Raw genomic sequence first — 20,390 nt, 5'->3', positions numbered from 1 at the left:
CCCCCCACACATTGAGGAGACCTCTGCCATGGGCCCAGCCCCTGCGCCGACCGGGCCCGGACGTACGCACTGGCTGCACGTGGCCCGTGAGACGGCGGACGATCTGGCCACGGACGCGGTGGCCAGGGACCAGGCGGGCAAGCCCCCGTTCGACGAGGTGTCCCGGCTGCGCGAGTCTGGACTGCTGACGCTCCTGATACCGGCCGGGCTCGGGGGCGGCGGCGAGGACTGGCCCACGGCGTACACCGTGGTCCGGGAGATCGCGGCGGCCGATGGCGCGATCGGCCAACTGCTCGGCTGTCACTACTTCATGTCGTGGAGCGCCCGGTTCTTCACCGAGCCCGCTCTCGCCGCCCGGCTGGAGCGGCGCTCCGCGGCGGAGCAGTGGTGCTGGGGCGGTGGTCTGGCGCGTCAGGAACCGGTTCTGTCACTCGTCAGGAACGCGCGGGGGTACGCGCTGAACGGCCGGCAGAGCTACGCCGCCGGGGTGCTGGTCGCCGACCGGCTCGCCGTGCGGGCGGTACGGGCCGACACCGGCGAGCCGTTCGCCGTCGTGGTCGATCCGGCCCTCCCGGGCGTGGTGATCGACGGCGACGCCGACCCCTTCGGGCAGCGGCTCGCGGCGGGCGGGAGCGTGGAGTTCGACGCCGTACCGGTCTCCGCCGACGATGTGCTGGGCTCCCTGGCCGCGGACGAGGACGTCCTGTCCCCCCTCACCGCTCTGGTGTCACCGGTCGGGCGCCTCCTGTCGGTGCAGCTCCGGCTCGGCATGGCCGAGGGCGTTCTCGCTGAAGCCCGTGAGTACAGCAGGACCGGCCACTCCCACTGGCACCCGGACTGGCCGGTCGGCTCGCCCCAGGACCCGCAGGTGCTGACCGCGTACGGGGAGCTCACCGTGCTCACCCGCTCCGCCTCCGCGCTCGCCGACCAGGCGCGGGATGCCGTGCACGACGGGCTGGCACGCGGCGAGGACCTCGGCTACGAGGAGTACGCGGAGATCTCCGTCCTCGTGGCCATGGCCGAAGCCGCGGCCTCCAAGGCCGTTCAGGAGTCCACCGCCCGCGCCCTCGACATCATCGGCGTCCGCTCCGCGTCCGCACGACTGGGCTTCGACCGCTTCTGGCGCAACGCGCGCACGCACACGCTGTACGAGCCCGTCGCCCACCGGCTCCGTGATGTCGGGGACTACTTCCTCAACGGGGCGCACCCTCCCTTCGTCCTCCCTGTCTGACCATGGCCGGGCCGGTCTCGACGACGATGCCGAACGTTCCCCGGGCGGCCGGCGTCATAGCGGTGAGAGCGGAGTCTGCTCGGCACCTTCCGGATCTCGGTCCGCGACGGCGCCGTGGTCAAGTCGGTGGGCCTCGACGCCATGGGCCGGCACGCGGTCGAGAGCGCCCCCGGCGCGGTGCCCACCATCGGGGAGCTTCTGCAGGACTGGGAGAAGAACGCGATCGACGACGAGGCCCGCTACGTCATCAGTGCCTACGAGCGGACCGGCGCCTGACCCGACCAGCAACGGCGGAGGCCGTCACAGCTTTACCGAAAAGCGGCGACGTGCTGCCGAGCCCACGCCGCGAAGGTGCGGGGCGCGCGGCCGAGGACCCTTTCGGCGTCGGGGCTGATCCGCTGCTCGGCGGGCGTGGGCTCGCCGAGGATGGCCAAAGTCGTCTCGATCACGGCCTCGGGCATGAACCGGAGCAGCTGGGCCCGGGCCTCGTCACGGGTCTGCTCGATGAAGCGGACCGGTTCGCCGAGCGCGTCCGCGATCGATTCGGCTCGTTGCCTCGGCGTGCTGAGCGCGGGCCCGGTCAGCTCGTAGATCCGGCCGGCGTGTCCGCTCTCGCGCAACGTCACGGCGGCCGACTCGGCGATGTCGCCCGGGTCGACCGTGGGCAGACCGACATCGGCGAACGGCGCGGCGACGGTCCTGTGGGTGCGTACCGACTCGGCCCAGGCGAACATGTTGGAGTGGAAACCGCCGGGGCGCAGGACGGTCCAGTCCAGGCCCGACTGACGCACGGCGTCCTCGATGGCGCGTGCCGTGCCACCGTGCGAGGCCGACTCCGGCCGCGTGGCGACTCCTTGCGAGGACAGCAGCACGATGCGCTCGACTCCGCCGGCCTTGGCGACGTCCAGGATGTGCCGGGGGTTCAGCAGGTGGGCGCTGGGCCCGCCGTTCTGCAGGAACAGCGCGTCGGCGCCGTCGAGAAGCGGGCGAAGGCTCTCGGCGTCGGTCAGGTCCGCCCCGCGATGCCGGACGCCCTCCGGAACGTCCGCTTCGGTGATGCTCCGGGACGTCGCGGTCACCCGCTCACCGGCCGCCGCGAGCGTCCGTACGAGCGCACTGCCGACGTTACCGGTCGCCCCCGTCACTACGATCATGAGTAACTCCCCTTGATTTCCCAGTGGTTGGCGTCGCCCGAAGGCCGGGCGAGACAGGGGGACGCTAACACCGGAAGTAAAGTAGGTACCTACAGGAAAGCGACTGTCCGAGAGGGAAGCGCATGGCCGACGACGCCGCACCCATCGCAGCCGACAGCACGAGCGAACCGGTGCTCGCCTGCCCGATCTCGCCGGTCGTCGACATCGTCTTCAGCCGGTGGACCACACCCGTCCTGTGGACCCTGCACGCCCACGGCCGGCAGCGCTTCGTGGAACTGCAACGGCGCATCGCCCGCATCACTCCGAAGGTGCTGACCCAGCGCCTGCGCCAACTGGAACGCGACGGGCTGGTCGTGCGCACGTACCACCCGGAGGTCCCTCCTCGCGTCGAGTACGAGATCAGCGAACTCGGCCGCAGCCTCGCCCCGCTCTTCGCGCATCTCTCCGAGTGGGCGGCCGGAAACCTCGACAAGGTCGACCGGGCCCGCCGCGAGTACGACGGCGACCCGGCTCGCTAGTACGGGGCGCTACTGCCGTCGCGATGTCCTTCCAGCGCTTCCGGGGTGATGCCTCGGCCCGCTGTCTCACGGGCGAAATCGTCGGCCGCGACCTTGAGCACGGCGCTCATCACGGCGGCTGCACACGGACGTCGAACGTGTCGGGCCGCATGCCCATGCGTTCGGGACCGAGTTGCCCGTGACCTGGTGATTCCCTGAGGTGACCCGGTGTCAGTGCGACTCGCGGGTCACCTCGGAGCCGCTGGAGCCCACGAGGAAGTCGAGGTCGGCGCCGGTGTCGGCCTGGAGGACGTGGTCGACGTAGAGGCGTTCCCAGCCGCGCCGGGGGTTGGCGAAGCCGGTGACGGTGGCCTTGCCGGGGCTTCTGCGGGCGAGTTCGTCGGCGGGGACGTCGACGTCGATCCGGCGGGCCTCGACGTCGAGGGTGATGAAGTCGCCGGTCCGCACGAGGGCGAGCGGGCCGCCGGCCGCGGCCTCGGGAGCCACGTGCAGGACGACCGTGCCGTACGCCGTGCCACTCATCCGGCCGTCGCAGACACGGACCATGTCACGCACGCCCTTTTCGAGCAGCTTCTTCGGCAGGGGCATGTTGGAGACCTCGGGCATGCCCGGGTAGCCCTTGGGGCCGCAGCCGCGCAGAACGAGGACGGAGTCGGCGTCGACGTCGAGTCCGGGGTCGTCGATACGGGCGTGGAAGTCCTCGACGGAGTCGAAGACGACGGCCCGGCCGCGGTGCCGGAGCAGGTGCGAGGAGGCCGCGGCCGGTTTGACGAGCGCGCCGTCGGGGGCGAGGTTGCCGCGCAGGACGGCGATGCCGCCCTCGGCGACCAGCGGTTCGGCACGGGTACGGATGACCTCGCCGTCCCAGATCTCGGCGTCGTCGAGGAAGTCGGCCAACGGCCTGCCGGTGACGGTCAGCGCGTCGGGATCCAGCAGGTCGCGCACCTCGCGCAGGACGGCGAGCAGCCCGCCCGCGCGGTGGAAGTCCTCCATGAGGAAACGCCCGGCCGGCTGGAGGTCCACCAGCACCGGTACCCGGGAGCCGACGCGGTCGAAGTCGTCGAGTGACAGGTCGATGCCCAACCGGCCCGCGATGGCCAGGAGATGGACGACGGCGTTGGTCGAGCCGCCGATCGCGGCCAGCGCCACGATGGCGTTCCGGAAGGACGCCTCGGTCAGGAACGTACCGGGTCGCCGGTCGGCGCCCACCATGTCCACCGCCAGCCGGCCGGTGTGGTGCGCGGCCTCCAGCAGACGGCTGTCGGGGGCCGGGATGCCCGCGGTACCGGGCACCACCGTGCCCAGCGCCTCCGCCACCAGCGCCATCGTCGAGGCCGTGCCCATGGTGTTGCAGTGGCCGCGGCTGCGGATCATCGCCGACTCGGAGCGGGAGAACTGTTCCTGCGAGAGCGTGCCCGCCCGGACCTCCTCCGACAGCTTCCACACACCGGTGCCGCAGCCCAGCAGGCCGCCGCGGAAGGTGCCGTTCAGCATCGGACCGCCGGGAACCACGACCGCGGGCAGGTCCACCGACGCCGCCGCCATGAGCAGCGACGGGATCGTCTTGTCGCAGCCGCCGAGCAGGACCACTCCGTCGATGGGGTTGGCCCTGAGCATCTCCTCCGTGGCCATCGCCGCCATGTTCCGCCACAGCATGGCGGTGGGCCGCACCTGCGTCTCCCCCAGCGACACCACGGGCAGGTCCAGCGGGATGCCACCCGCCTCGTACACGCCGTTGCGGACCGAGGCCGCGACCTCGTTCAGGTGCGCGTTGCAGGGAGTCAGGTCCGAGGCGGTGTTGGCGATCGCGATCTGAGGCCGGCCGGTGAAGGCGTCACCCGGCACTCCGCGTCGCATCCAGGCCCGGTGTATGTAGGCGTTTCGGTCCTGTCCCTCGTACCACTGCGCGCTGCGGAGCCTCTCCATGGAGCCCTTCCGATAGACGGACGGAGGTCTGAGTTCCGGAACGTCATGAAGCATAGGCAGCCGGTCGACGGATCGACAGACCCCGCCGAGCGCGTCGGAAACCCGTCAATATTCGCCCGCGCGGCGTCAGAACCCCGTCAGCAGTGGTCACAGCGCCCGTACGGCGGCCTACTTTCAGAGACATGGAACGGAGCTCACCGACGGACCCGGTCGGCGACCGCCACTGGCGTGAGGGTGCGCGGCTCGCGGTGGGCTGGGCTCTGGTGTTCTACGCCATGTTCCTTCTGGTCGACTGGGACGGCGGAAGCCTGACGCTTCTGCGCGCCCTGCTCTGGGGCGTCCTGTCGGCCACGGTGTTCAGCGTCCTGCTGCCGCCTCAGGTCAGCGCGGGCCCCGGCTGGCTGGTGGTACGCACCCCCTGGCGCCGCCTCATCGTCCGCACGGACGCGCTGACGTCCGTGCGCCAGTACGACGGCATCTCGTCCCACCTGGTCCTGCGGGACGTCCACGGCCACCGTCTGGAACTGGACCCCCGCATCCTCACGGCCAACCCCCTGCTCTGGCACGAACTCGACACGGGCGTCCGCCGCTCCCTGGAGCGCGGCACGCTGCGCCACGGCGCGGATGTCCTGGAGCGGCTCGGCCACCGCATCGACGACGAGACGGTGCACGCGGTGTTCCGGGCATCGGGACTCTCCTGACGCCCTCGGCGGCGCGCCCGGGAGTACGGCGAGCGCGCCGGTGCACCTCCCTGGCGCACGGCAGTGTCGGTCTCTCATCCCTCCACCGCCGCCTACCGGACGCTGATCAGAGTGGCGGCGCCGCACGGCGGAAGAGGTCGTCTCTGGAGTGTCGTCGCCATTCGCTGGGGCTGGTGCCGTAGGCCTCGCGGAAGCGGCGGGAGAAGTGGGCGGGATGGGCGAAGCCCCAGGAGCGGGCGATGGCTTCCACGGTGCGATGAGCCTGTTCCGCTGCGGCCAGGTCCTCGCGGGCGCCTTCGAGCCGGCGGCGGATGATCCATTTCTCCAGGCTCAGCCCGCCTTCCTCGCAGAGCCGGTAGAGGGTGCGCACGGAGATGCCGTGTGCCCGGGCGACGCGCTGCGGCGTGAGATCCGGCTCGGTGAGATGTGCGCGGAGGTAGGCCAGGATCCGTGTGAACAGGGTCTCCTGCGCCACGTTCCGGCGTGTGGGGCCGTCTGCGGCGGCCGAGGCGATCAGAGCCCGGGTGAGGTGCACGGTCGCGGCGGCGAGGGCTTCCGCCTCGGGGCCGGCGCTGAACCGGTCCGCGTGCCGGCGCAGTCCGCGGATGTGCTGTACCAGCAGCGATTCGACGGGGCTGCGGTGCAGCAGAGGGATGGCGGCCCGCACTGTGTCGACGGGCAGGGCGAGCTGGGCGATGTCGACCGAGAAGGCCACCGAGCGGCCGGTGCCCGACCATCCGTACTCGTGTGACGCGACCATGTGGGGGGTCAGGCCGACGCCGTCCGGCCCCAGCCGCCGCTGGTATCCGTCGCAGCCGAAGGCTCCCGTGCCGAACCCCTCGGCCTGCGTGATGATCGAGACGGTGTCCACCAGTTCGCGGCGGGTCTTGCGGTAGGAGCGCACGAAGCGCGAGCCCGTGCCCCGGGTGTCGAACAGGGTGAGAGGCCCGAGGTGCCAGATCTCGAGCCTCTTCCACATCGTCGCCGCCGGCTCGTTCTCCTCGACCACGTCGACTCCGCCCTCCCGCGCGACCACGTTGCGGAGAGCCTCGTAGCGGTCGGCGACGGGTAAGCCGTCGGTGTCGAGAACCAGCACGGCGCCTCCCAGGCTGCGGTAGCGGCCTGTCGCCGCTGCTTCCCCGGGGAGCAGTTTGCGGCGTGCGGGCCACTCGCGACAAAGCTGTGTTCATCGGGCACCTGACTCGACCGCTCCGGTACGCGGTCCGCCGTCGGACGCGACGCCCGAGAGCGTCGTGGCACAGAGGGGCAAGGCTCCGGCACACAGAGCACAGCCGGTCACCGACGCCCGTGCCATGCTCCCCTTCACCAATGCTTCACGTTCCGCAGAGCCACTGATCAATGAGCCGGAAGATCCCCCTGTCACCGGGAGAGTTCCCATGCCGTTCGTCACCGCAGCCGACGGAGCACGGATCCACTACAAGGACTGGGGCGAGGGCCGCCCGGTCGTGCTCAGCCACGGCTGGCCGCTCAACGCCGACAGCTGGGAAGCCCAGCAACTGCTCCTGGCCACCCACGGATTCCGCGCGATCGCGCACGACCGACGCGGACACGGACGTTCCGAGCAGACCTGGAACGGCAACGAGATGAACACCTACGCCGACGATCTGGCCGCCCTCATCGACACGCTCGACCTGCGCGACGTCACTCTGGTCGGGTTCTCTACGGGCGGCGGCGAGGTCGCCCGCTACGTCGGCCGGCACGGCACCGCGCGCGTCGCCCAGGTCGTCCTGGTCTCCGCCGTACCGCCGCTGATGCTCAGGACCGACGACAACCCGGGCGGCGTGCCGGTCGAGGTGTTCGACGCCATCCGGGCCGGCTCGCTCGCCGACCGGTCACAGCTGTACCGCGATCTGGCCGACGGGCCGTTCTTCGGCAACAACCGCCCCGGCGCCGATGTCTCCCAGGGCATCCGCGACGCGTTCTGGCGCCAGGGCATGCAGTCCGGGCACAGGAACGCCCACGAGTGCGTCGCCGCCTTCTCCGCCACCGACTTCCGCCCGGATCTGGACGCCATCGACGTCCCCACCCTCGTCATCCACGGCGAAGACGACCAGGTGGTGCCGTTCGAGGTGGGCGGCAAGGCGTCGGCGGCGCGCATCAAGAACGCGACGCTCAAGGTCTACCCGGGCGCTCCGCACGGCATCACGGACACGCACAGGGAGCAGCTCAGCGCCGACCTGCTCGACTTCCTCAACTCCTGACTCCGGAAGGAACCCCTCGATGATTCCCGAAGGCCGGTCCCGCCGCAGCATGCTCGGCGGGCTGATCGCGGCGGGCGGCGCCCTGACGCTCGGGGCCTCGGCAACCCCCGCCGCAGCAGGTACCCATGCCGATGCCGACCGGTCGGGCTCCAAGGCGACCGTCGTCCTCGTCCACGGCGTCTTCGCCGACGCCTCCGGCTGGAACGCCGTCACCACCCGGCTGCTCAAGGCCGGTCACCAGGTCCTCGCCCCGGCCAACCCGTTGCGCGACCCGGCCGGTGACGCCGCCTACCTCTCCGGCGTCATCGCCGCGCTCTCCGGTCCGGTGATCCTCGTCGGCCACTCCTACGGCGGCGAGGTCATCACCAACGCCGCCCGGGGCCACGCCCACGTCAAGGCGCTCGTCTACGTCGCCGCCTTCGCGCCCGACGAGGGCGAGAGCGCGTTGCAGCTGGCCGGCATGTTCCCCGGCAGCATGCTGGAGGACGCGCTGGTGCTCCGTCCGCTGCCGGACGGCACCGACGCCGAGGGCTCCATCGATCCGGCGAAGTTCCACGATGTCTTCGCCCAGGACCTGCCACACGCCACGACCAGGGTGATGGCGGTCTCCCAGCGCCCCGGCAGCGTGGGCGGGCTGTCCGGTCCCAGCGGCATACCGGCGTGGAAGAGCCTGCCGTCCTGGTACGTCGTCGCCGGAGCCGACCGTGTCATTCCGCCCGCCCTTCAGCGGTTCATGGCCGGTCGGGCCGGCAGCAGGACCGTGGAAGTGAAGGGTGCCTCGCACGTCGTGATGATGTCCCGGCCGGACGCCGTCGTGCGGCAGATCGAGGCCGCGTACCGCGCCACCCGCTGAGCCCCTCCGGAAGGAACGGCAGCCATGAGCACCCCGGACACCATCGTTCTCATCCACGGCTTCTGGGTGACCCCCCGCAGCTGGGAGCACTGGATCGACCACTACAAGAAGCGCGGCTACCGCGTCCTCGCGCCCGCCTACCCCGGTTTCGAGGCGGAGGTCGAGTCCCTCAACGCCGACACCACGCCCATCGAGAAGGTCACCGTCGAGGAGATCATCGGGAGCCTGGAGCAGGAGGTCCGGGCCCTGGACCAGCCGCCCGTCCTGATCGGCCACTCCGCCGGCGGCGTGTTCGTCCAGCTTCTGCTCGACCGCGGCCTCGGCGCGGCCGGAGTGGCCATGAACTCCGCGCCCACGGAGGGCGTCGCCGTCGTGCCGCTGACGCAGATCAAGGCGGCCTTCCCGGTACTGAAGAACCCGGCCAACCGGCATCGCGCGGTCGGTCTGACCGCCGAGCAGTGGCACTACGCCTTCACCAACACCTTCTCCGAGGAGGAGTCGAAGGCGCTGTACGAGCGGTACGCGATCCCCGCCTCCGGCGCCATCTTCTGGGACAGCGCCCTGGCCACCCTGCGCCCCGGTCACCAGAGCACGTACGTCGACTACCACAACGACGCCCGTGCGCCGCTGCTGTTCGTCTCGGGCGAGAAGGATCACCTGATGCCGCCCAAGGTGCAGCAGTCCAACGCGCGGCACTACAAGTCGAACACGGTCACCGAGGTGAAGGAGTACCCGGGGATGCCGCACCTGCTGCCCGCGGCGCCCGGCTGGGAGGAGGTCGCCGACCAGGCCCTCGACTGGGCGCTTGCGCACGCCCGGTAGACCGTGGGTCCAGTGGACAAGAGGTCCGGGGCGGCGACGCGCCGCCCCGGACTCCTGGCCCTCGGACTCCTGGCCCCCGGCCTTCGGAAGCAGGGAAGGACTCCCCCCATGAGCGAGGCCCGCATCACCCACATCGGCGGCCCGACCGCGCTGATCGAGGCGGCGGGATGGCGCCTGCTGACGGACCCGGCCTTCGACCCTCCCGGCCACCGCTGCTCCTTCGGCCGGCGCACCTCCTCGCGCAAGGCGTCGGGCCCGGCGGTCGAGCCGTCCGAACTCCCGCCGATGGACGCGGTACTGCTGACCCACGACCACCACGCCGACAACCTGGACGCCGCCGGGCGCGCCCTGCTGCCCGGGGCTCGCGTCGTACTGACCACGCCGTCCGGCGCACGCCGCCTGGGCGGCAACGCCCACGGCCTCGCCCCCTGACGGACCTGGCGCCTGGCACGCCCCGGCCTCCCCGCCATCGAGGTCACCGCCACTCCCGCCCGCCACGGCCCGCCCCTGTCCCGTCCCCTCGTAGGAGACGTGACCGGATTCGCCCTGCGCTGGGAGGGCCAGCGACACGGTGCGCTCTGGATCTCCGGGGACACCGTCCTCCACGCCGGCGTACGCGAGCTGGCGGACCGCCTGACCGTCGGTACGGCGCTGCTCCACCTGGGCGGCGTGCGCTTCCCCGTGACCGGCCCCGTCCGCTACACGATGACGGCATCGCGGGCCCCCGCCGACATCCGCGCACGGTTCCGCCGGCTGCCCCTCGGCAGCGCGATGGAACTGACGGTGTGACGGGCACGGCTGCGTACGGCAGGACGCAGGGGTAACGGAGCAGCCCGGCCGAAGGCTGAGGATGGTGGACGCGCGAACGCCCGCCCCAGGTACGCAGGCGGGCGTTCGGCTGTGAGTCCGACGGGTGGTGCGGCAGGCTTCAGTCCACGATCACCTCGGCACGTGCCGCCGGGGCCGACCCGACGAACTCGCCGCCGAAGTTCCCCTCGACCTCTGCCTTCTCCGCCGCGTTGGGATACGGGTTCGTGCACGCGGTGCCCGCGGTGGAGCCGGACATCAGGCTCGAGCACGGTCCGGGCTTGCGATCGGGCAGGCCCAGAATGTGCCCGAGTTCATGGGCGGAGATGCGAATCGTGTTGTAGCCCTGGTCCACGGCCTGCCGCCCGATGTAGACGGTTCCGTTGCCCAGGGTGGTGGGCAGGGCACGCGGCCAGCCGTTGTCCGCGAGGACCCGTATGTTCGCGCGTTGCCCGGCGGTGGCCGGCCGCAGCTCGACGGCGTCGACACTCTCGTTCCAGATCGCCGCGCCCCGGTCGACCGCGCTCCTGAACTCCGCGGAGCCACTGGCGTCGTAGGTGAGAACACGGGCGGCGAGTGAAGCACTCCCCGCATCGGGGGAAGCGGCCACAGCCTGGCCACCGGCCAGAGAGAAGGACACCACCAAGGCAGCGGCCAGGCCACCGGTCAGCGTACGGACGTGCATGATCGACCTCCTTGTGGGGAAAGGCAGTCGTGCTCATGACATTCTCTGACCCACTGCCCAGTGGGGATGGAGCTGAATCTCCGTCACATCCAGCCGCTGAACACGGCGTTGCGGGGTGGCCACCAGGACACCTGCACGCAAGGCTTGTCGGTTCCAGCGGGCGGAAAAAGACAAAGGCAAGGAGAACTCGCCCCTTGCCGCTCTCAACGTATAGCGCACCAGGGGGCTTGCGGCAAGGCCCGGGTGGTGGCACAAAATCGTCCGCCGAGGCCACAACCTGCGGATACGGGGAGCACGGTGTGCGTGTGTGCTGTCGATGTACGGGGGACGCGGGCGTGCCTGACACGAGGTTCGTCGGAGCTGGAGGAGACATCGCGATGTCCGAGCGGTACGTGTGGGACCTTCAGGAGGTCGACGGGGCGCAGGTCGCGGTCGTGGGCGGCAAGGGCGCGCACCTGGGCGGGTTGTCGAGGATCGAGGGCATCCGCGTGCCGGGCGGCTTCTGCGTGACGACGGACGCCTTCCGCCGGATCATGGCGGAAGCGCCGTCGATCGACGATCGGCTCGATCGGCTGTCGCGCGTGAACCCCGACGACCGGGAGGCGATCCGCGCACTCAGCGCGGAGATCCGTCGGACCATCGAAGGGATCGCCATCCCGGTCGAGCTCACGGCGGCGATCACCGGCGCACTCGCCCGGCTCGGCGAGCAGTCCGCCTGCGCCGTCCGATCCAGCGCGACGGCGGAGGACCTGCCGACGGCCTCCTTCGCCGGCCAGCAGGACACGTACCTGAACGTCGTGGGGCCGACGGCGATCCTCCGGCACATCAGCCGGTGCTGGGCCTCTCTGTTCACCGAGCGAGCCGTGACCTACCGCCGGCGGAACGGCATCGACCACCGTACGGTCCATATGGCCGTGGTCGTGCAGCGGATGGTCTTCCCGCACGCGTCCGGCATCCTGTTCACGGCCGACCCCGTCACGGGCAACCGGAAGGTCGCCACCGTGGACGCCGGCTTCGGCCTCGGTGAGGCCCTGGTCTCCGGCCTGGTGAACCCGGACGTCTTCAAGGTGCGGGACGGCGAAGTCGTCGCCAGGACGATCGCCGCCAAGGAGCGTGCCATTCAGGCCCTGCCGGCCGGCGGTACGCGGGAAGTGGCGATCGACGCGCAGCGGCAGGAGCAGCCGGCGCTGACGGATGCCCAGGTCGGGCGGCTCGTGGAGCTCGGGCGGTCGATCGAAGCGCACTTCGGGCGCCCCCAGGACATCGAATGGTGCCTGGTCGACGACGACTTCCAGATCGTGCAGAGCCGGCCGATCACGACGCTGTTCCCCGTCCCCGAGACCGGCGACCAGGAGAACCACGTCTACGTCTCCGTCGGTCATCAGCAGATGATGACCGACCCCATGAAGCCCCTGGGGCTCTCCATGTGGCAGCTGATGGCGATGGTGCCGATGCAGGAGGCCGCCGGGAGGCTGTTCGTCGACGTCACCCGGCGCCTGGCCTCGCCCGCGAGCCGCGCCGGCCTCCTGGACGTCGTCGGGAAAGGCGATCCCTTGACCAGGGACGCTCTGGAGACCGTCCTCGACCGCGGCGGCTTCGTCCCGTCGCTCCCGGACGCGGGTCCCGGCGGGCCGCCCCCCGGCGGCGCGTCCGCCCCGATCGAGACCGACCCCGCCGTCGTCACCGAGCTGATCGAGCGCAGCCGGGCGTCCGTCGCCGCCCTGGAGCGGGACATCCGGACGAAGAGCGGACCGGCGCTGTTCGACTTCCTGCTGGAGGCGTTCGAGGAGCACAGGCGAGTCCTCAGTGACCCGCTGAGCATGCAGGCGATCATGGCGGGGATGGAGGCCACGTGGTGGCTCAACGACAAGCTGCGGGAGTGGCTGGGCGAGAAGAACGTGGCTGACACGCTCACGCTGTCCGCCCCCGACAACGTCACGTCGGAGATGGGACTGGCACTGCTCGACGTCGCGGACGTGATCCGCCCGCATCCGGAACTGGTGGCGTTCCTGCAGGGCGTCGGGTACGTCGAGGACGCGGCCTTCCTGGACGAGCTGCCGAAGCTCGCGGGCGGGACCGAAGCGCGCGACGCCATCGAGGCCTACCTCGACCGGTACGGCATGCGCTGCGTCGGCGAGATCGACATCACGAGGCCGCGCTGGCGCGAGCGTCCCGCCACGATCGTGCCCGTGATCCTCGACAACGTCAGGAACTTCGAGCCGGGCGCCGCCGCGCGGCGTTTCGAGGAAGGCCGGCAGAAGGCGCTGCAGAAGGAACAGGACGTGCTGTCGCGCTTGCGGGCCCTGCCGGACGGGGAGCGGAAAGCCGACGAGGCCAAGCGGATGATCGACCGGGTCAGAACGTTCATCGGGTACCGGGAGTACCCGAAGTACGGCATCGTCAGCCGCTCCTTCGTCTACAAGCGGGCCCTGCTGGCGGAGGCCGAGCGCCTCGTGCGGGCCGACGTGCTTCGCGAACGGGAGGACGTCTTCTACCTCACGTTCCAGGAGTTCCACGACGCCGTGCGCTCGAACCAGGTGGACGGCCGGCTCATCGAGCAGCGCAAGGAAGCGTTCCGGTCGTACCACGCGCTCACCCCGCCCCGGGTGCTCACCTCGGACGGTGAGGCCCTCAGCGGGGCGTACCGGCGCGACGACGTGCCGGACGGCGCCCTGATCGGCCTGCCGGTTTCCGCCGGGACCATCGAAGGAAGGGCCCGCGTCATCCTTGACATGGCGAATGCCGATCTCGAGGCGGGCGACATCCTGGTCACGGCCTTCACGGACCCCAGCTGGTCGCCGCTGTTCGTCGGAATCGCGGGCCTGGTGACGGAGGTGGGCGGTTTGATGACCCATGGCGCGGTGATCGCCCGGGAGTACGGTCTGCCGGCCGTCGTGGGCGTGGAGCAAGCCACTCGGATGATCCGGGACGGACAGCGGATCCGCGTGCACGGAACCGACGGGTACATCGAGATCCTGTCCTGACTCGCCAGGCCTGCGCGCGCAGGCAACTACCCTGCGAATGGATCGATTTGAAGCCGTAGGGGATCAATTTCGAGCAACCCTCCGCCCCTGCTTCCCCCTCTTCTCCTCAGGAACGAAAGAGGCGCCCGGGACACCTGGAACACCTGTGGGTCCGGGCGCAGGAGCCGATCCGGAGGAGAAGCACGTTGACCCATGTTCGGCGCACATTGGTCGCCACTGCGGCCTTGTTGGCGGTGGTGGTGGGGTCGCCAGGACTGGCGCACGCCCAGCCGGCCGCCGACCCCACCCCGTCCGCCCCATCCGCCGGCCCGGGCCCAGGCCCTGACCGTGGCCTGCCGGCCGGCTGGCAGATCACCGGCAAGAGATCCGGTCAGCAGCTGACCTGGCGCTCGCACAGACCCGTACCCATGGGCGACGCCGCCGTCGAGTTCTACTCCGGAGACCGGCTCCTGGGCCGGCCCGTGGCCGGCGAGGACGGGCACACCTTCCGTCTCGGCCTCGAAGGCGTGACGCTCGGGGCCGCGAAGGACCTGCAGGTGCGGGCCGCGGGGCGCCGCCTCGACGAGGCCGGCGTCAAGGCCGACTCGAAGCGCCGGTCCGTCGGGAAGCGGGTGCAGCCCGCACATCCGTCGGAGCCGTCGGCCCTGCCGCCGGCCAACCCCGTGGACCCCGGTGTCCCCGGCCGGTACCGCACGGTCAGCGGCGAGTACACGCTGAAGTCGGTGCAACTGCCCGACTTCCCCGCCCCGGTGGAGATGCGCGCGACCGTCACCGCACCCGCCGGTGCCCAGGGCAATCGGCCGCTGGCCCTCTTCCTGCACGGCCGCCACTCCACCTGCTTCACCGGAGGGGCGGACGGTGAGGCACTCGGCGAGTGGCCCTGCCCCACCGGCTCGAAGCCGATACCCAGCTACCGCGGCTATCTGCACGACCAGAAACTCCTGGCGTCCCAGGGGTATGTGACGGTGTCCATATCCGCCAACGGCATCAACGGGCAGGACCACGCGGCGCAGGACGCCGGAACCCAAGCCCGCTCCTCCCTGGTGCGTCAGCACCTCGCCCGCTGGGCCGACTGGTCGGGCGCCGGACGGGCCGGGGCACCCGCGATCGTGCGGAAGGCCGCGCGGGCCGACCTGTCGCGCGTGCTCCTGGTCGGTCACTCGCGCGGCGGCGAGGGCGTGAACCGGGCCGCGATGGACAGCCTCGCCAAGCCGCCCGCGGACAAGGACGGCTACCGGGGTCCGGTGCGCTGGAAGATCCGCGGGAACGTCCTCATCGGCCCCACCGTCTTCGGGCAGAACCCGGCTCCCGATGTGCCGTCCATGACGATCCTGCCGGGCTGCGACGGTGACGTGTCCGACCTGCAGGGTGAGATCTACGTGGACGGGACACGCGGCGTGAGCCGTGGTGCCGCCCTGCACAGCGCGGTCTACATGGTCGGCGCCAACCACAACTACTTCAACACCGAGTGGACGCCGGGGCAGGCCGAGGCGCCGGCCGAGGACGACTTCTGGAACGACGAGGAGGAGGCGCCGGACCCGGTGTGCGCGCCGGGGACCGCGACGCGGCTGACGGCCGGGCGGCAGCAGGCCGCCGGTTCGACGTACATCGCCGCCGCGGCCCGGCTGTTCGTCGCGGGCGACGACCGGGTCCGGCCGCTGCTGGACGGCTCGGGCGTCCGCGCGGCGTCCGCGGGTCCCGCGCGGGTCATGACCCACGCCGTCGGCGCCCGTCGCACCGCCGCGTTCCTGCCGGACGCCCCGGTCACCGTGGACGGCGGCCGGTTGTGCGCGCAGGTGGACCCCGACCCCGCGACCGCCTGTCTCAACCCCGAGACCCCCGGCAGGTCACCGCACTTCGCCGAGTGGGAGACGGAGCGGGAACCGGGCCGCGACGCCGTGGCGCTCGACTGGTCGACGCCGGGTTCCGCGGTCCGGGTGCGGCCGGGGCGGCCGGTCTCCCTGAGCGGAGCCAAGTCGCTGGCCCTGCGGGTCATCGTGCCGCCGAACACCACCGGCACCCGCATGGACGTGTCCCTCGCGGACACCGCGGGCCGGCACGCGACGCTCGGCGCCGTCCGCCTCGACGGACTGCCCGGCTCCGACCGGACGGCCTCGTACTGGGGTCAGGAGGTACGCGTACCGCTGGCCGCGGCGAGGGCGGCCGGGCTGGATCTGAAGCGGGTGAAGTCCCTGGCACTGACCCCGCGCAGCGGATCGGGACGGGCGTGGCTGATGGACGCCTGGGGCTGGCGTCCGGGCATGGCGGCGGTGCGGCCGGCCGCGCTGCCCCGCGTCGACATCGGCCGGATGACGGCCGACGAGGGCGACTCCGGAGTCCGGACCTACAAGGTGCCGGTGCGGCTCTCCGGGCAGGGCAGTGGCCGGATCAGGCTCTTCGTCGCGGACCCCGAGACCCGTGCGGTCACGTCCCGGACGGTGACGGTGCGGCCCGGCGGCGGCAGCGTCGACGTGCCGGTCGAGGTGCGCGGCAACACCCGCTTCAGCTACGGCTCGGCGCACCAGGTGTTCGCGAAGACCGTCCGGGGCGCCGTGGTCGGCAACCATGCCGGCGGCCTGATCGTGAAGGACGACGATCCGATGCCCACCTTCAGGGCGACGCCGGTCGCGGGCCGGGTCGTCGAGGGCCGGAGCCTGAAGTGGCGGATCGAGCAGTCCGCGGCCGCCGACACGGATCTCTGGCTCGGGGCCGCGTTCGCGCCGGTCGACGGCGGCGCGGAACTGTCCAGCGCCGACGTCGACCCGCGATGGTTCGAGGAGAACACCGGCGAGTCACCGAGCCCGGCCCGGCCGCTGTCCGAGGTGGAGATGTTCCACCCGGACCTCACCGTACCCGCGGGAAAGCTGAGCACGGAGGTGACCGTACCCGCCGTCGTGGACGGGGTGAGCGAGCCGGAGGAGTCACTGCGGCTGCGGATCTCCGTCTGGGCGGACGACCGCGGCGAAGTGGAGGGCCCGGTGCTCGACGGCACGGTGGTGGACGCGCCGTAGGCGAAACGGCTCGGACGCCCTGACCGACCGCCGAGCAGAAGTGGACGCGGGTGCCGGAGTTCACGGCACCCGCGTCCCTCGTCTCCTGGGGTCGTCAGGGCCTGCTCGGCTTCACCTTCTTCTCGACGCCGTTCACCCGCACGGTGACCTTCCGCTGGTTCCGCGCCCGGTCGGCGACGATTCTGTACGACGTGACCTTCCCGTCGCGCCACTCGCAGCCGACCTCGTAGCCGCCGCGGGCACGGAGTCCGCTGAAGGAGCCCTTGGCCTTCCAGTCGTCCGGCAGGGCGGGCAGCAGGTGGATGACGCCGTCGTGGCTCTGCAGGAGCATCTCGGCGACGGCGCCCGAGATGCCGAAGTTGCCGTCCATCTGGAACGGCGGGTGGTTGCAGAACAGGTTGGGCAGCGTGTTGTAGGTCAGCAGTCCGCGCAGCATGATCTGGGCGCGATGCCCCTGGCCCAGTCGGGCGAAGAGGGCCGCCCGCCAGGGCCAGGTCCACGAGCGGCGGCTGTCGCCCGAGACCGTCGCGGCCGTGAACGGGACGCCTTCCTTCTCGCCGCATCGCGCCTTGAGGGAGACGAGGGCGGCGGCCGCGAGCTCGGGCGTTCCGGGAGTGATCTGGCGGCCCGGGTAGACCGCGAAGAGGTGCGAGGTGTGGCGGTGGATGTCGGTGGGGCTGTCGATGTCCTCCTGCCACTCCTGCAACTGACCCCACTTGCCGATCTTGTTCGGCGCGAGGCGCGCCTGCAGGTCCGCGATCTTGGCCCGGTAGGCGGGGTCCGCCTTGAGCACCGCCTCGCAGTCGAGGTAGTTCTGGAACAGGTCCCAGATGATCTGCTGGTCGTACATGACGCCGTCCTCGCGCGGCCCGTGCTCGGGTGACCAGCCGTTCGGCGCGACGAGGAGTCCGTCCGCACGCTCCTTGAGGTGGTCCTCCCAGAACTCGCAGATCTCCTTGATCATCGGGTACGCAAGGGTGCGGAGGTAGCCCAGGTCCTGGGTGAACGCCCAGTGTTCGTACAGGTGTTGCGCGTACCAGGCGCTCGCAACGGTGTTCCACTCCCACGCGTTGCCGCCGAAGACGCTCTGGCTGGTGCGGGCGGTCCAGCCGCGCGTGTCCTTGCCGAAGGCGTTGCGGGTCGCCACACGGCTGGGCACCGCCACCTGCTCGATGAACCGGACGAGTGCCTCGTGGCACTCCGGCAGGTTCGTCGTCTCGGCTCCCCAGTAGTTCATCTGCACGTTGATGTTGGTGTGGTAGTCGGAGGCCCATGCCGGCTGGTTGCTGTCGTTCCAGAGGCCCTGGAGATTGGCGGGCAGGCCGTTCGGGCGCGAGGAACCGACCAGCAGGTAGCGGCCGTAGTCGAACATCGTCTGCTCGAGTGTCGGGTCCGCCCCGCCCGCCGCGTAGCGCGCCAGCCGGGCATCGGTCGGCAGAGCGACGACGGCGGGGTCGGAGGTGCCCCAGTCGACCGAGACGCGGTTCATGAGGGCACGCGTCTCGGCGATGTGCTTCTCGCGCAGCTTCTCGTAGGACCGGGAGGCGGCCTTGCCGAGCGCCCGGGCGATGCCCGGTTCCGGATCGGGTCCGCGCCACCCGGCGGCGGCGTCGAGCCTGTAGTCGGTACGGGCGTCCAGGAGCAGGGTCAGGGTGGTGCAGCCGCTGAAGCGGAGCATCGATCCGTCGGCGCGGATGTCGCCGTCGGTGTGCACGGCCTGGACGGTGCACGCGTGCTTGAGGCCGTTGCCCATGACACCGCTGAAGGCGATCCGGCGGGCGCCGGCGTCGACGGTCGTCGGTGTGTCGTCCTGTCCGGACGTCAGCGATATCGCTCCGGAGAGTCCACGGGCGCGGTCCGACGTGTAGCGGAAGACCATGACGTCCGCGGAACGGCTCGCGAAGGCCTCCCGCAGGACGCGCCGTCCCGGCGCCCCGAAGCGGGTGACGTGCAGCCCCTTGACGAAGTCGAGGGTGCGCCGGTAGTCGACGACCGTCCGCTGTGTGCGCGTGTCGAAGCCCCTGCCTTCCAGCGCGATCCCCGCGATCTGGAAGCCGGTGGACGACGCGCCGGGGGTCAGGGTGAGCCGGTAGACGCGGTAGGCCGTGCTGTCGGTGATCCGGAACGTCCGGGTCTCGCCGCGGCCGGCGAAGGGCGCTCCGGGGTTCTGCGTGTCGAGGGTCGTCCAGGCGGATCCGTCCTGCGACGCCTCGAGCCGCCATTGCCGGGGGTCGTCCTTCGGGCGGTCCGGGGCCGCCGTCAGCGCGTACGAGGTGACGGCGACCGGGCGGGGCAGCTCGGCCTGCCATACGACCGCTGGTGCGGGGATGTCGACCCGCCAGACCGTGGCCGGATCGCCGTCCACTGAGGATGAGATGTCCGTGGCCCGGGACCGGGTCCCGGCGCCGGAGCCGGAACCGGAGCCCTTGGAGTGCGCGCTCGGCGACGACAGGTACAGCACACCGCCCGCGCCGAGGTCGACGCCTGACAGGCCGATCTCGCTCACCTGAAAGTGGCTGACGCCTGCCTCGGGGACGAAGTCGAACCGGTAGAAGCGGTAGGCCGCCGGGTCGGCACAGGTGAATTCCTTCGTCTGGAAGCGACTCTCGAAGGGCCCTTCCAGCGTGCGTCTGTCGAGCGTGGTCCAGGTGGCGCCGTCGGCGGAACCGGAGAACGTCCACTCCCGCGGGTCGCGCTGCGGCACGTCGTCGGCACTCGTCAGACGGTAGGACGCGACCGCGACGGGTTCGGGAAGCTCGACCTGCCACCGCACCTTCGCACCGGGCCCCTCGATGCACCACTTGGTGCTCGAGTCGCCGTCGTACGTCTTGTCCACACCCTCCGAGGAGGAGCTGCTGTACGGTCCCCCCGGGGCCGTGACCTTCGGACTCGCACGGGGAGCGAAGGTGACGACGACATCGCCGAAGTTCCGGTACGAGCCGAAGCCGGTCATGCCGGTGTCGAAATCACTGTCCGGCTTGCCCGCGAGAGCGTTGTCGTAGTTGTTGACGCCGCCCCACAGGCTCTGTTCGTTGAACTGGACGCGCTCCTCGTAGGGATCGGCGAAGAGCATGGCACCCAGCCGGCCGTTGCCGATCGGCAGGGCCTGCGACTGCCAGTCCCTGGCGGGTACGGAGTAGGTCAACGCCCCGCGAGACAGGGTCGGCCACGGGACGGCCGCCGGCGCGTCGGCCCCTGCGGCAACGGCCTGTCCCAGGGGAGTTCCGCCGGTCAACTGGGCGAGCAGAGGCGCGAAGGCGAGGCCACCGCCTGCCTTGAGAATGCTGCGTCGCTGCGGTTGGGATTCATTGATCACGGTGAGATCTCCCGGCCCATTCATCGGCTCTTTCGCGGAGGAAGTGACAGTCACTTCGACATCCTTCGGGGGCGCGAACATCGTCGCCGGGGAATAGATCGGATGTCTATAGGTGTGCACCACTGACCCGCCTGGCATCGGTTGCACCCGGCGGGTCCGC

16 protein-coding genes are annotated in these 20,390 nt (G+C 71.1%); 11 read left to right on the top strand and 5 right to left on the bottom strand.

What is annotated here, in order from left to right; all coding sequences use genetic code 11:
• The first annotated feature begins 28 nt into the window (after positions 1-28).
• Positions 29-1,231, top strand: coding sequence for an acyl-CoA dehydrogenase family protein (locus tag ACZ6I3_RS14410; RefSeq protein WP_469414630.1), 1,203 nt, complete (start codon positions 29-31; stop codon positions 1,229-1,231).
• 114 nt (positions 1,232-1,345) lie between these two features.
• Positions 1,346-1,507 (top strand): hypothetical protein, encoded by a 162-nt coding sequence (locus ACZ6I3_RS14405; RefSeq protein WP_469414628.1) that lies wholly within the window; start codon positions 1,346-1,348, stop codon positions 1,505-1,507.
• A gap of 32 nt (positions 1,508-1,539) precedes the next feature.
• On the opposite strand, the gene ACZ6I3_RS14400 is transcribed toward ACZ6I3_RS14405, so the two are convergent.
• Complete coding sequence (locus ACZ6I3_RS14400) at positions 1,540-2,385, bottom strand: SDR family oxidoreductase (protein WP_469414626.1); 846 nt, start codon at positions 2,383-2,385, stop codon at positions 1,540-1,542.
• A 122-nt stretch (positions 2,386-2,507) separates the two neighbouring features.
• Here ACZ6I3_RS14400 and ACZ6I3_RS14395 point away from each other — a divergent pair, with 122 nt between their 5' ends.
• Positions 2,508-2,903: a winged helix-turn-helix transcriptional regulator gene (locus ACZ6I3_RS14395; protein WP_469414624.1), complete on the top strand. Its 396-nt coding sequence runs from the start codon at positions 2,508-2,510 to the stop codon at positions 2,901-2,903.
• 210 nt (positions 2,904-3,113) lie between these two features.
• Here ACZ6I3_RS14395 and ACZ6I3_RS14390 read toward each other — a convergent pair whose 3' ends face one another.
• Positions 3,114-4,829: an IlvD/Edd family dehydratase gene (locus ACZ6I3_RS14390; RefSeq protein ID WP_469414622.1), complete on the bottom strand. Its 1,716-nt coding sequence runs from the start codon at positions 4,827-4,829 to the stop codon at positions 3,114-3,116.
• Between the two features lie 182 nt (positions 4,830-5,011).
• Here ACZ6I3_RS14390 and ACZ6I3_RS14385 point away from each other — a divergent pair, with 182 nt between their 5' ends.
• Positions 5,012-5,530 (top strand): hypothetical protein, encoded by a 519-nt coding sequence (locus ACZ6I3_RS14385; RefSeq protein ID WP_469414621.1) that lies wholly within the window; start codon positions 5,012-5,014, stop codon positions 5,528-5,530.
• 106 nt (positions 5,531-5,636) lie between these two features.
• Here the strand turns inward: ACZ6I3_RS14385 and ACZ6I3_RS14380 are convergent, their stop codons facing one another.
• Positions 5,637-6,626 (bottom strand): helix-turn-helix domain-containing protein, encoded by a 990-nt coding sequence (locus ACZ6I3_RS14380; protein ID WP_469414619.1) that lies wholly within the window; start codon positions 6,624-6,626, stop codon positions 5,637-5,639.
• Between the two features lie 301 nt (positions 6,627-6,927).
• On the opposite strand from ACZ6I3_RS14380, the gene ACZ6I3_RS14375 reads away from it, so the two are divergent.
• The 5 genes from ACZ6I3_RS14375 to ACZ6I3_RS14355 all read left to right on the top strand — a co-directional run bounded on the left by ACZ6I3_RS14375 (position 6,928) and on the right by ACZ6I3_RS14355 (position 10,216).
• Positions 6,928-7,752 (top strand): alpha/beta fold hydrolase, encoded by an 825-nt coding sequence (locus ACZ6I3_RS14375; protein ID WP_469414617.1) that lies wholly within the window; start codon positions 6,928-6,930, stop codon positions 7,750-7,752.
• Between the two features lie 19 nt (positions 7,753-7,771).
• Complete coding sequence (locus ACZ6I3_RS14370) at positions 7,772-8,605, top strand: alpha/beta fold hydrolase (protein WP_469414615.1); 834 nt, start codon at positions 7,772-7,774, stop codon at positions 8,603-8,605.
• Between the two features lie 24 nt (positions 8,606-8,629).
• On the top strand, positions 8,630-9,427 hold the full coding sequence (locus ACZ6I3_RS14365) for an alpha/beta hydrolase (RefSeq protein WP_469414613.1): 798 nt from the start codon (positions 8,630-8,632) through the stop codon (positions 9,425-9,427).
• Between the two features lie 108 nt (positions 9,428-9,535).
• Positions 9,536-9,859, top strand: a complete 324-nt coding sequence (locus tag ACZ6I3_RS14360) for an MBL fold metallo-hydrolase (RefSeq protein ID WP_469414612.1) — start codon at positions 9,536-9,538, stop codon at positions 9,857-9,859.
• A 99-nt stretch (positions 9,860-9,958) separates the two neighbouring features.
• Positions 9,959-10,216, top strand: coding sequence for a hypothetical protein (locus tag ACZ6I3_RS14355; RefSeq protein ID WP_469414610.1), 258 nt, complete (start codon positions 9,959-9,961; stop codon positions 10,214-10,216).
• A gap of 139 nt (positions 10,217-10,355) precedes the next feature.
• Here the strand turns inward: ACZ6I3_RS14355 and ACZ6I3_RS14350 are convergent, their stop codons facing one another.
• Positions 10,356-10,919 carry a snapalysin family zinc-dependent metalloprotease gene (locus ACZ6I3_RS14350; protein WP_469414609.1) on the bottom strand — a complete coding sequence of 188 codons (564 nt, stop codon included), beginning with the start codon at positions 10,917-10,919 and terminating at the stop codon, positions 10,356-10,358.
• A gap of 377 nt (positions 10,920-11,296) precedes the next feature.
• Here ACZ6I3_RS14350 and rph point away from each other — a divergent pair, with 377 nt between their 5' ends.
• Together rph and ACZ6I3_RS14340 are read left to right on the top strand one after the other, a co-directional pair.
• Positions 11,297-13,903: a rifamycin-inactivating phosphotransferase gene (gene rph / locus ACZ6I3_RS14345; protein WP_469414607.1), complete on the top strand. Its 2,607-nt coding sequence runs from the start codon at positions 11,297-11,299 to the stop codon at positions 13,901-13,903.
• A 407-nt stretch (positions 13,904-14,310) separates the two neighbouring features.
• Complete coding sequence (locus ACZ6I3_RS14340; protein WP_469414606.1) at positions 14,311-16,914, top strand: alpha/beta hydrolase family protein; 2,604 nt, start codon at positions 14,311-14,313, stop codon at positions 16,912-16,914.
• Between the two features lie 94 nt (positions 16,915-17,008).
• On the opposite strand, the gene ACZ6I3_RS14335 is transcribed toward ACZ6I3_RS14340, so the two are convergent.
• Positions 17,009-20,230: a glycosyl hydrolase family 95 catalytic domain-containing protein gene (locus ACZ6I3_RS14335; protein ID WP_469414604.1), complete on the bottom strand. Its 3,222-nt coding sequence runs from the start codon at positions 20,228-20,230 to the stop codon at positions 17,009-17,011.
• Between the last annotated feature and the right edge of the window lie 160 nt (positions 20,231-20,390).

The organism is Streptomyces sp. NPDC041940, assembly GCF_055589465.1.
The sequence above is the reverse complement of the archived record's forward strand: the minus strand, read 5'-3'. Positions and strand labels throughout refer to the sequence as shown.

Coding starts and splice junctions, on each gene's coding strand:
- ACZ6I3_RS14360 (WP_469414612.1), top strand. CDS start 9,536: ATGAGCGAGGCCCGCATCACCCACATCGGCGGCCCGACCGCGCTGATC.
- ACZ6I3_RS14395 (WP_469414624.1), top strand. CDS start 2,508: ATGGCCGACGACGCCGCACCCATCGCAGCCGACAGCACGAGCGAACCG.
- rph (WP_469414607.1), top strand. CDS start 11,297: ATGTCCGAGCGGTACGTGTGGGACCTTCAGGAGGTCGACGGGGCGCAG.
- ACZ6I3_RS14370 (WP_469414615.1), top strand. CDS start 7,772: ATGATTCCCGAAGGCCGGTCCCGCCGCAGCATGCTCGGCGGGCTGATC.
- ACZ6I3_RS14350 (WP_469414609.1), bottom strand. CDS start 10,919: ATGCACGTCCGTACGCTGACCGGTGGCCTGGCCGCTGCCTTGGTGGTG.
- ACZ6I3_RS14365 (WP_469414613.1), top strand. CDS start 8,630: ATGAGCACCCCGGACACCATCGTTCTCATCCACGGCTTCTGGGTGACC.
- ACZ6I3_RS14375 (WP_469414617.1), top strand. CDS start 6,928: ATGCCGTTCGTCACCGCAGCCGACGGAGCACGGATCCACTACAAGGAC.
- ACZ6I3_RS14340 (WP_469414606.1), top strand. CDS start 14,311: ATGGGCGACGCCGCCGTCGAGTTCTACTCCGGAGACCGGCTCCTGGGC.
- ACZ6I3_RS14410 (WP_469414630.1), top strand. CDS start 29: ATGGGCCCAGCCCCTGCGCCGACCGGGCCCGGACGTACGCACTGGCTG.
- ACZ6I3_RS14400 (WP_469414626.1), bottom strand. CDS start 2,385: ATGATCGTAGTGACGGGGGCGACCGGTAACGTCGGCAGTGCGCTCGTA.
- ACZ6I3_RS14385 (WP_469414621.1), top strand. CDS start 5,012: ATGGAACGGAGCTCACCGACGGACCCGGTCGGCGACCGCCACTGGCGT.
- ACZ6I3_RS14390 (WP_469414622.1), bottom strand. CDS start 4,829: ATGGAGAGGCTCCGCAGCGCGCAGTGGTACGAGGGACAGGACCGAAAC.